The 9,044-nt window shown below is 58.4% G+C and carries 8 protein-coding genes; 7 read left to right on the top strand and 1 reads right to left on the bottom strand.

Features of this window, described 5'->3' with window-relative positions; all coding sequences use genetic code 11:
- Nucleotides 1-296 precede the first annotated feature (296 nt).
- From NE623_RS14210 to NE623_RS14180, 7 genes are all read left to right on the top strand, one after another.
- Nucleotides 297-1,283, top strand: a complete 987-nt coding sequence (locus tag NE623_RS14210; RefSeq protein WP_256273460.1) for a LacI family DNA-binding transcriptional regulator — start codon at nt 297-299, stop codon at nt 1,281-1,283.
- Between the two features lie 396 nt (nt 1,284-1,679).
- A complete protein-coding gene (yiaK, locus tag NE623_RS14205; RefSeq protein WP_256273459.1) occupies nt 1,680-2,684 on the top strand; it encodes a 3-dehydro-L-gulonate 2-dehydrogenase in 1,005 nt (334 codons plus the stop codon).
- Nucleotide 2,685: 1 nt separating this feature from the next.
- Complete coding sequence (locus NE623_RS14200) at nt 2,686-3,345, top strand: HAD family hydrolase (protein WP_256273457.1); 660 nt, start codon at nt 2,686-2,688, stop codon at nt 3,343-3,345.
- A gap of 11 nt (nt 3,346-3,356) precedes the next feature.
- On the top strand, nt 3,357-4,709 hold the full coding sequence (locus tag NE623_RS14195) for a citrate transporter (RefSeq protein WP_256273456.1): 1,353 nt from the start codon (nt 3,357-3,359) through the stop codon (nt 4,707-4,709).
- A gap of 14 nt (nt 4,710-4,723) precedes the next feature.
- A complete protein-coding gene (locus NE623_RS14190; RefSeq protein ID WP_256273455.1) occupies nt 4,724-6,850 on the top strand; it encodes a hydantoinase/oxoprolinase family protein in 2,127 nt (708 codons plus the stop codon).
- Between the two features lie 198 nt (nt 6,851-7,048).
- Nucleotides 7,049-7,747 carry a hypothetical protein gene (locus tag NE623_RS14185; protein ID WP_256273454.1) on the top strand — a complete coding sequence of 233 codons (699 nt, stop codon included), beginning with the start codon at nt 7,049-7,051 and terminating at the stop codon, nt 7,745-7,747.
- 3 nt (nt 7,748-7,750) lie between these two features.
- The gene (locus NE623_RS14180) at nt 7,751-8,209 is read left to right on the top strand and encodes a YhcH/YjgK/YiaL family protein (protein WP_256273453.1); all 459 of its coding nucleotides are present in this window, start codon (nt 7,751-7,753) and stop codon (nt 8,207-8,209) included.
- Between the two features lie 110 nt (nt 8,210-8,319).
- On the opposite strand, the gene NE623_RS14175 is transcribed toward NE623_RS14180, so the two are convergent.
- On the bottom strand, nt 8,320-8,739 hold the full coding sequence (locus tag NE623_RS14175; protein ID WP_256273452.1) for a UPF0158 family protein: 420 nt from the start codon (nt 8,737-8,739) through the stop codon (nt 8,320-8,322).
- Between the last annotated feature and the right edge of the window lie 305 nt (nt 8,740-9,044).

Raw genomic sequence — 9,044 nt, 5'->3', positions numbered from 1 at the left:
GGGGTACACCCCAGAAATGCGTTTGTGGATATCCAAACGCTATGCTAGCAAAACACGTCTACTCCAAAACGGTAGCAATCAAACCGGACAGCCATATAAATTCGTATAAATTTCAGAGTGAATCCGTTTAGATTCATCCAAAAATCCTGACTCGAAAAAGTGAATCCGTTCTGATTCACTTTCCAAAAAGAGTTACGCAGACACCTTGACAACTGTACCGCACTGCGGTATGCTGTAAGAAAAGTGTAAGTGCTTACAACGCCGCAGCTGCGGCAAAGGCGGACAGCGAGGAAGTCATGAACATCTACGATATTGCCAAGGAGGCGGGCGTTTCCATTGCCACGGTTTCCCGTGTGCTGAACAACAAAGGCACGGTCAGCGCGGCGACCCGTGCGCGGGTGGAGGCTATCTTAAAGCAGAACAACTACACCCCCAGCGCCATTGCACGCGGTATGGTGAGCAAATCTATGCGTACCGTCGCGGTTTTGACGGTGGACATCCGCGTGCCGCACTACGCCCGCACCGCCTATACCATTGAGCGGGAGTTCAGCCGCCGTGGGTATGAGGTCATCCTTTGCAACACAGGCGGTGACCGGGCAGAAACACTGCGCTACCTGCAGGCCGTCAACCAGAAGCAGGTGGACGGCATCGTGCTGGTCGGCTCGGTGTTTGACACGATCTGCCAGGGGGCGGAGATGGAAAAGCTGTTGACCGGCGTGCCGGTGGTGCTGGCAAACGGAAAGCTCGACCTGCCCAACGCCTACTCGGTCACGGTAGACGATAAATACGGCGTCTCGCTGGCGGTGGAGCATCTCGTTGCGCGTGGCCGCAAGAATATCTACTACATCAAGGACCGCGACACGGACAGTGCCAAGTCCAAGCGCGACGGCTTTTTGGAAGCCATGCGCCGCAACGGGCTGGAATTTGCCGACCATGTGCTGGAAGCAGGCGAGACGCTGGCATCCGGCATGGAGACGGTGCAGGCGCTGCTGGCGCAGGGCGTCGTGCCGGACGGCATCGTCTGCGGCGAAGACCTGACGGCAGCCGGAGCGCTGAAAGCCCTGCTGCGCGCGGGGCTGCGTGTGCCGGAGCAGGTCGCCGTCGTGGGGTTCAACAATTCCGACTATGCGCACCTGTGTGAGCCGGTGCTGACCTCGGTGGACAACAAGCCGGAGCAGGTCGCACTGCTTTGCGTACAGCTTTTGGAAAGCAGCATCGAGCGCAGCGAAGCGTATTCCTCTGTCGTATTGCAGCCGGAGTTGGCGCAGGGGGAGACGAGCTGAGGGCAGTGACAGGCGAGAGGGCAATATAGGCAGCGCAGCCCCTCATCCGCCCCTGCGGGGCACCTTACCCCAAGGGGAAGGCATTACCGTTGTAGGGGTCGATGTCCCCGACGACCCGCAGCACGTCACGGCAGCTATAACCATAGAAAGATAACTTCTCGACAGGTCACTTTGTACAAAAGTGGCCTGTTTTGTTTTGCACTGTGTAAGCGGTTACAGTGAAATTGTATAAAACTTAACAATCAGTTTTGTGGGATTTCCTGAATTGTAACCGCTTACACAAAACCTATTGACAAACATATAGGCAAAGAATATAATTCAAATATAGAAAGCGCTTACACAACCAATGCAGGCGCACAGATTTGACAAACGCACGAAAACAAAGGAGAATGTAAAATGAAACGTGTACCTTATGAAGAAATGGTCGCCCAGTTTGCCCGCGTGCTGGAAAAGAAGGGCTTTACCGCCTCTGACGCGCAGGATGCTGCCATCATCTTTGCGCAGAACAGCTTGGCGGGTGTGTTCAGCCACGGTCTGAACCGCTTCCCCCGCGTGGTCAGCTATCTGGAAAAGGGCGAGATCGACCCCGCCGCCCGAGCCACCTGCGTGTCGAGCATGGGCAGCATCGAGCGCTGGGACGGCCACCGCGGCTTCGGCCCGCTGAACGCCAAGCGTGCGATGGACCGTGCCTGCGAGCTTGCCAAGCAGAACGGCGTCGGCGTTGTGGCGCTGGGCAACAACAACCACTGGATGCGCGGCGGCACCTACGGCTGGCTGGCAGCTGACCACGGCTGCATCGGTATCTGCTGGTCGAACACGATGCCCAACATGCCCGCATGGGGCGGCAAGGACCGCAAAATCGGCAACAACCCGCTTATCATGGCAGTGCCTCGCTCCAACGGTGAGCACGCGATGATCGACTGCGCGGTCAGCCAGTTCAGCTACGGCAAAATCGAGGACTGCCGCCTGCGCGGTGTGCAGCTGCCCGTTCCCGGCGGCTACAACGAAAAGGGTGAGCTGACCACCGACCCTGCCGAGATCGAGAAAACCTGGCGCGTGCTGCCGATGGGCTACTGGAAGGGCAGCGGTCTGTCCATCGCGCTGGATCTGATCGCCACCGTTCTGACGAACGGCAACTCCGTGCATACCATCGGCACCTTCGGCGACGAGATCGGTCTGACCCAGATCATGATCGCCATCGACCCGGCCAAGTTCAACACCGTTGAGCAGACCGATGCCATTGTGGACGCCATTCTGGCGGACGTCAAGAGCAGCGAGCCTGTCACTGAGGGCGGCGAGGTCTACTACCCCGGCGAGCTGGAGCTGAAGAACATCAAGGAAAACAAGGAGCTGGGAGTTCCCGTTATTGAGGAAGTCTGGGAATCCGTGCTGAAGATGTAAGATGCTGCAGGGTGTTTTGTTTGACATGGACGGCCTGATGTTCGACACCGAGCGCATTGGCCGTGACGGCTGGCACAAGGCCGCCGAAATCCTGCACATCGACCTGCCGGAGGGAATCATCGCCGCCATGCGCGGCACAGGCACAGACCGCTGCCGCGAAATTTTCAACGCGGCGATACCGGGCAGTCTGTATGACACGGCCCACGACCTGCGGCTGCGCTATGCGGACGAGGTCATCGCTGCAAACGGCGTGCCGGTGAAGCCGGGGCTGCGGGAACTGCTGCGCCGGCTGAAAGCATCGGACATCCCGGCAGTGCTGGCAACGTCCACCCGGCGCGAAAAGGCGCTGGCTTACTTGCAGCAAACGGATGTCGAGCGGTACTTCACGGCGGCGGTGTTCGGCCCGGAGGTCGCGCGACCCAAGCCCGCGCCCGACATCTTTCTGGCTGCAGCGGCGGCTATCCACGCCGACCCCGCGCACTGCGTTGTGCTGGAGGACAGCCCCAACGGTCTGCAAGCGGCAAAAGCGGCAGGCTGCCCGGCCATTGTCGTGCCGGACCTGACCCCCGCCCCGGCAGAAAGCGAACATCTTTGGAACTACCGTGCAAAAGACCTGCGCGAGGTACAGCAAATTTTGCTGAAGGAACGAGAAAAACTATAAGGAGCACAATCATGGAATATGTTATCGGCGCACTGCTGCTGGCTTCCTTCTTTGGGCTGGCAGTCTACGCGGTACGCGGCGGCAACCTGATGATAGGTATGCTCATCATCGGTACGCTCTGGACGGTACTGCCCCTGTTCGGCAACACGTTTGCCACCAACCCTGATTTTATTGCGGCGTATCCCGGCGTGACGGACATCAGCTTTGTGGATGCCATCACAAAGGTCTACCAATCCGGTCCGGAGGGCTGGGGCAGCGTGCTGGTCAACGTCGTGTTCGGCGCATGGTTTGGCCGCGTTTTGCTGGAAACCGGCATCGCAGACGCTCTGATCCGCAAGACCGTTGAGCTGGGCGGCGATAAGCCCATCGTCATCAGCGTACTGCTCTCCATCGTAACCACGGCGATCTTCTCCACCCTGTTCGGCGCGGGCGCAGTCGTCGCCATCGGCGTCATCATCCTGCCCATCCTTATGAGCCTTGGCATCCCCAAGGTGCTGGCCGTCGGCTCCTTTATGATGAGCGTCGGCGCGGGCATGTACCTGAACCCGGTTCTGAGCGGTCAGTTCCTCGCCTTCTTCCTCGATGAGAACGGCAAGCAGCTTATCACCTATGACGACCCCGCCCGCCTGCGCTGGGCTGTCATCGGTATGCTGGTGCAGCTGGGCATGGTCATTGTTATGACCGCCGTTTCCCTGCGCAAGAAAAAGACTGTTCATGCGTGGGTGGCCTCCGCGGCCCGCCGCGCCCGCCCCGGCTATGTGCCGACCAAGGCGCTGATCGCCCCCATCCTGCCGGTCCTGCTGCTGGTCATCTTCAAGGTGCCCATCATCCTCGGCTTCACCCTCGCCAGCCTCTACGCTATGCTGGTCTGCGGCAAGATGAAATCCTTCCGCGGCGTATGCCGTACCATCAACAAGGACTTCTATGACGGCGTTGTTGACACCGCCCCGCTGGTCGGCTTCCTGCTCATGATCCCCATCTTCAACAAGTCTGCCGAACTCTGCGTGCCCTACTTTAACGCACTGCTGGGCGGCATCATCCCGAACAGCACACTGGTCATCAGCATCTTCTTTGCGGTGCTGGCACCCCTTGGCTTGTTCCGCGGTCCGTTTACCCTGTTCGGCTGCGGCGCAGCTACGCTGGGCATTCTCAAGGGCATCGGCTTCTCGACGCCGTACCTGTACGCCTTGATGGTGATTCCCTCCATCACAATGAACGTTTCTATCTGCATGACCCAGAGCTGGATTGCATGGGGCGTCAGCTACGCCAAGGTTTCCACCCGTGAGCACCTGAGAAAGACCCTGCCCTACGCATGGATCACCTGCGCCATCATGCAGGTCATCACCTTTGTCATGTTCGGCTGAGGAGGAATGGAAAAATGAGTGAAAGAAAAGTACGCATGGGCATCGACGTCGGAGGCACCCATACCAAGGCCGTCGCCATCGACAACGCGACCCACGAGATCATCGGCAAATCCTCGGTCAAGACTACCCACGACGACAAAGCGGGCGTTGCCACCGGCGTTGTGCAGGCGTTCAAAAACTGCCTGAAAGAAAACAACATCGACCCCAAGGATGTCATCTTTGTCGCGCACTCCACCACGCAGGCCACGAACGCCCTGATCGAGGGCGACGTTGCACAGGTCGGTGTCATCGGCATCGGCGGCAAAGGCCCCGGCGGCTGGATCGCCAAGGCGCAGACGAATCTGAAGGACATTGACCTCGGCTCCGGGCGTTCCATCCATCTGCATAACCGCTATCTTGTCGATGATACCCTGTCCGACGCATCGGTCAAGGCCGCCATTCAGGAGTTGACCGGCGAGGGCGCACAGGTCATCGTCGCCAGCGAGGTCTACGGCGTTGATGATATGGAGAATGAGACCGGCGTATGCGGCATTGCCAAGCAGATGGGGCTGGAGGCTACCGCCGCCAGCGAAATTACCAAGCTGTACGGTCTGACCCGCCGCACCCGCACCGCCGCCATCAACGCTTCCATTCTGCCCAAGATGCTGAACACCGCCAATGAGACCGAGGAGAGCGTCCGCAGCGCGGGCGTGGAAGTCCCCCTGATGATCATGCGCGGCGACGGCGGCGTTATGGAAATCAGCGAGATGAAAAAGCGCCCCGTCCTGACGATGCTGTCCGGTCCCGCCGCGTCCGTTATGGGCAGCCTGATGTACCTGCGTGCGTCCAACGGCGTCTACTTTGAGGTTGGCGGCACGACGACGAACATCGGCGTCATCAAGGACGGCCGCCCCGCCATCGACTACTCCATCGTCGGCGGTCACCGCACCTACATCAGCAGTCTGGACGTCCGCGTTCTGGGCGTGGCGGGCGGCTCGATGGTGCGTGCCGACAAGAGCGGCGTCAAGGATGTCGGTCCGCGCTCGGCGCACATTGCCGGTATGGACTACGCCGTCTTTACCCCGGAGGAAGAAATTGTTGACCCGAAGGTCATCTTCTTCTCCCCGAAGGAGGGCGACCCCGACGACTATGTCGCCATCGAGCTGGCAAGCGGCAAGCGCATCACCATCACCAACACCTGCGCCGCGAATGTGCTGGGGCTGATTTCCCCCGATAACTTCGCCTACGGCAATGCCAATGCTGCCCGCAAGGCTATGCAGCCGCTGGCGGACTACATGGGCAAGACGGTCGAGGAGGTCGCTACCCAGATCCTGACCCGCGCCTACGAGAAGATCGAGCCGGTCATCACCGAGCTGGCCGCAAAGTACCGCTTGGAAAAAGACCAGATCAGCCTGGTCGGTGTCGGCGGCGGTGCAGCTGCCCTGATCGGCTTCTGCTCTGACAAGATGGGGCTGCGCTATTCCATCCCCGAAAACGCCGAGGTCATTTCGTCCATCGGTGTTGCACTGGCAATGGTGCGCGACGTCGTTGAGCGTGTTGTGCCCAATCCCACGCCGGAGGACATCCGCTCCATCAAGGCGGAAGCCATCGACAAGGCCGTCGAGAGCGGCGCAACGCCGGACAGCGTCGATGTGCATATCGAAATCAATCCGCAGACCTCCAAGCTGACGGCCATCGCCCTCGGCTCCACCGAGGTCAAGACGACCGACCTGCTGAAGGAATGCACCCGCGAGGAAGCCGCCCAGCTGGCCGCCGACGACCTGAAGGCCACGACTGCCGAGGTCAAGCTGGAGGGCGCGACGAAGAACTTCTTTGTCTACGGTCTTGACCGCAAGAACAAGCACCCGCTGCGCATCCTGGACAAGAAGGGCTTCATCAAAGTCCAGCGCAACGATGGCAAGGCTGTGCTGTGCAAGGCGGGCAGCTACCGCAACATCGTCTCCCAGCTGTGGGAGGAGCTGGCCATCTACCAGCAGGATGCCATTCTGCGGCCTGACTATTACATCTGCGCCGGTGCCCGCGTGATGGACTTCTCCGGCTCGGTGGACCTCGACAAGATCATGATGCTGATGGAAGTCGAAATGCAGATGATCAATCCCGGCGACGATGTGATCATCGTCGGCGCGAAAAACAGCCTGTAATTTACAAAGAAGGCAACACCGCATAATTCTAAGTGCCGATACGGCGAGCGAGGTGCGGCAGCTGCTAAGCCAAAAGTGCAGATAATACTTTGTGTATTATCGAGCATTTTGGCAACGCAGATGCTGTGCCGCAGCCGCCGGAGCGGTGCTTAAGCCGTAAGGCGAGAATTATGCGGTGTTGCCAGAAGGAGAACCGCCATGACGGACTTTTTCAAGCGACTATTGAACCAGCCCGAGCCGCCCGCTGCACCCGATGTGCCGCCCGCGGAGATGGCGGTGTTTCTTCGCGGTCTGGATGACCGGCAGTGGGGGCGGTACGCCTTCAGCCGTGAGCCGCTGGAGGGAAAATTCACCCCGCAGCAAAAGGATGCCTACACCGCCGCCGCCAATGCCTGCGGCGCGGAGTGGGCGGACAAGCTGGCCGCGGAACATGGCACCCGCGACCCGCTGACGCTTTGCGGCGAACTGGGGCTGAAGCTGGAAACCCCGGCCACGCCCGCAGGCGGCGGGCAGGTGCTGTTCGCCCAGTTTGTGCAGCCGGATGAGATCACGATCTTCACCGACTGTCTTGACAAGGCCGAGACACTGGGCGGCTTACTCCCCGCCCGCGCCAGGCTGCAAAGCATCATTCTTGCCCACGAGCTGTTCCACGCCGTTGAGGAAGCGAACCCGGATATTTATACCCGCACCGAGAAAATTGAGCTGTGGCGCAAACCGTTCTCCAACAAAAGCTGCATCGTCTGTCTGTCGGAGATCGCGGCGATGGCGTTCGCGAAGCAGTTGCTGGGGCTGGACTTCAACCCCTACGCGCTGGATGTGCTGCTGGTCTACCCCTATGACGCGCAGGCCGCCTGCGGGCTGTATGCGGAAATCTGCGATCTGATGAAGGAGGAATGAGCCATGCTGACAACAAATTTGAAGCTGGCCGAGAAATACAACTACCTTGACCCGAAGTTCAAAAAGGCGTTCGAGTTTTTACGCACGGCAGACTTGGCTGCCCTGCCGCTGGGCAACACGCCCATCGACGGCGACGAGGTCTTTGCCAATGTGCAGGCGTACACGACGCTGCCCGATGCGGACGCGCCGTTCGAGAGCCACGAGAAATTTTTTGACTTGCAGTTCGTCGTCTCCGGCGAGGAACGCTTCGGCTACGCGCCGCGCGATCTCTGCAAGCCCGCAATGGCTTACGATGCTGACCGCGACCTTGTGTTCTATGAGGAACCCGCCGAGAGCGGCTGCATCATCCTGAAAGCGGGCGATTTTGCCATCGTCCCGCCGGAGGATGCCCACGCCCCCCGCCGCCAAACCGCCGCAGGCGCGTGCGCGGTAAAAAAAATCGTGGTAAAGGTCAAAGTGTAAAAGGCAAAAACAATGCCGCTGTGGTTGTGTTGCGCAACTGCAGCGGCGTTTTTTGTGGTTTGCGAGAAGCGGCGATGTATGGCAACGCAAACAACAACCGTTTGTTCCTTTTATCCCGAATATGCAAGCCCTTCTTCTGTGCACCAACGGACAGCAATGTCTCTGTAGGCCTTTTCAAGACAGTCGTACCACTGCTGCTCTAAACCGTGATAGCGTATAGACTCCTTGAACCGGCGAAAAGCACCTTTTCCCCGAATGCTATAAGAAAGATCGCTTTGCACCTTTCCGGGAGAAAGCTGTTCGATAAAGTCCTCCATGATGCGGTATTCGTGTATCTCGTACTTGGTCGGAAATCGAAGAAAGCGTTTTGGGTCGTTTTCGATTTCGGCAGCCAGCACTTCGTCGGTTTCTCCGTTAAGCAGTGGGTCGGCAGGATAAACGGTTTCTCCGGTTTTAGTATCCCAAGAACTTGTAAAGAAATCGTCGGACATTTCAATCGCTTCAATGACCTGCTCCAACTTGATAGTCATTTTCTCAAAACCTCTCTGAATGGGCAGTGCTTTTCGGAGTCTCTTTGTAGTCAACGGAGAAACCCTCCAAGAGTAAGTCGTTCAGATTCACGGTATCACCTGCCGATACGGTTTTGTTGTGGAGCCGAGGTTTGTCCGTGATTAAATTATACTACGCCCAAAGCGTCAAGGCAATCGTAAGTTGTACTCTCCGGTGTTAAGTTGTACGCATTGCCGTAAGATCACAGAGGGAAAAATTCCTCCTTTTGTGGTTTTACGGATAGGATACGATAGTATCTTAGTATTTTATTTATTTAGTTATTTAT

The organism is Gemmiger formicilis (assembly GCF_024462815.1).
Taxonomy (GTDB): domain Bacteria; phylum Bacillota; class Clostridia; order Oscillospirales; family Ruminococcaceae; genus Gemmiger.
Note: the sequence above shows the minus strand (reverse complement) of the source record. Positions and strands in the feature narration are given on the sequence as shown.

Coding starts and splice junctions, on each gene's coding strand:
- NE623_RS14210 (WP_256273460.1), top strand. CDS start 297: ATGAACATCTACGATATTGCCAAGGAGGCGGGCGTTTCCATTGCCACG.
- yiaK (WP_256273459.1), top strand. CDS start 1,680: ATGAAACGTGTACCTTATGAAGAAATGGTCGCCCAGTTTGCCCGCGTG.
- NE623_RS14200 (WP_256273457.1), top strand. CDS start 2,686: ATGCTGCAGGGTGTTTTGTTTGACATGGACGGCCTGATGTTCGACACC.
- NE623_RS14195 (WP_256273456.1), top strand. CDS start 3,357: ATGGAATATGTTATCGGCGCACTGCTGCTGGCTTCCTTCTTTGGGCTG.
- NE623_RS14190 (WP_256273455.1), top strand. CDS start 4,724: ATGAGTGAAAGAAAAGTACGCATGGGCATCGACGTCGGAGGCACCCAT.
- NE623_RS14185 (WP_256273454.1), top strand. CDS start 7,049: ATGACGGACTTTTTCAAGCGACTATTGAACCAGCCCGAGCCGCCCGCT.
- NE623_RS14180 (WP_256273453.1), top strand. CDS start 7,751: ATGCTGACAACAAATTTGAAGCTGGCCGAGAAATACAACTACCTTGAC.
- NE623_RS14175 (WP_256273452.1), bottom strand. CDS start 8,739: ATGACTATCAAGTTGGAGCAGGTCATTGAAGCGATTGAAATGTCCGAC.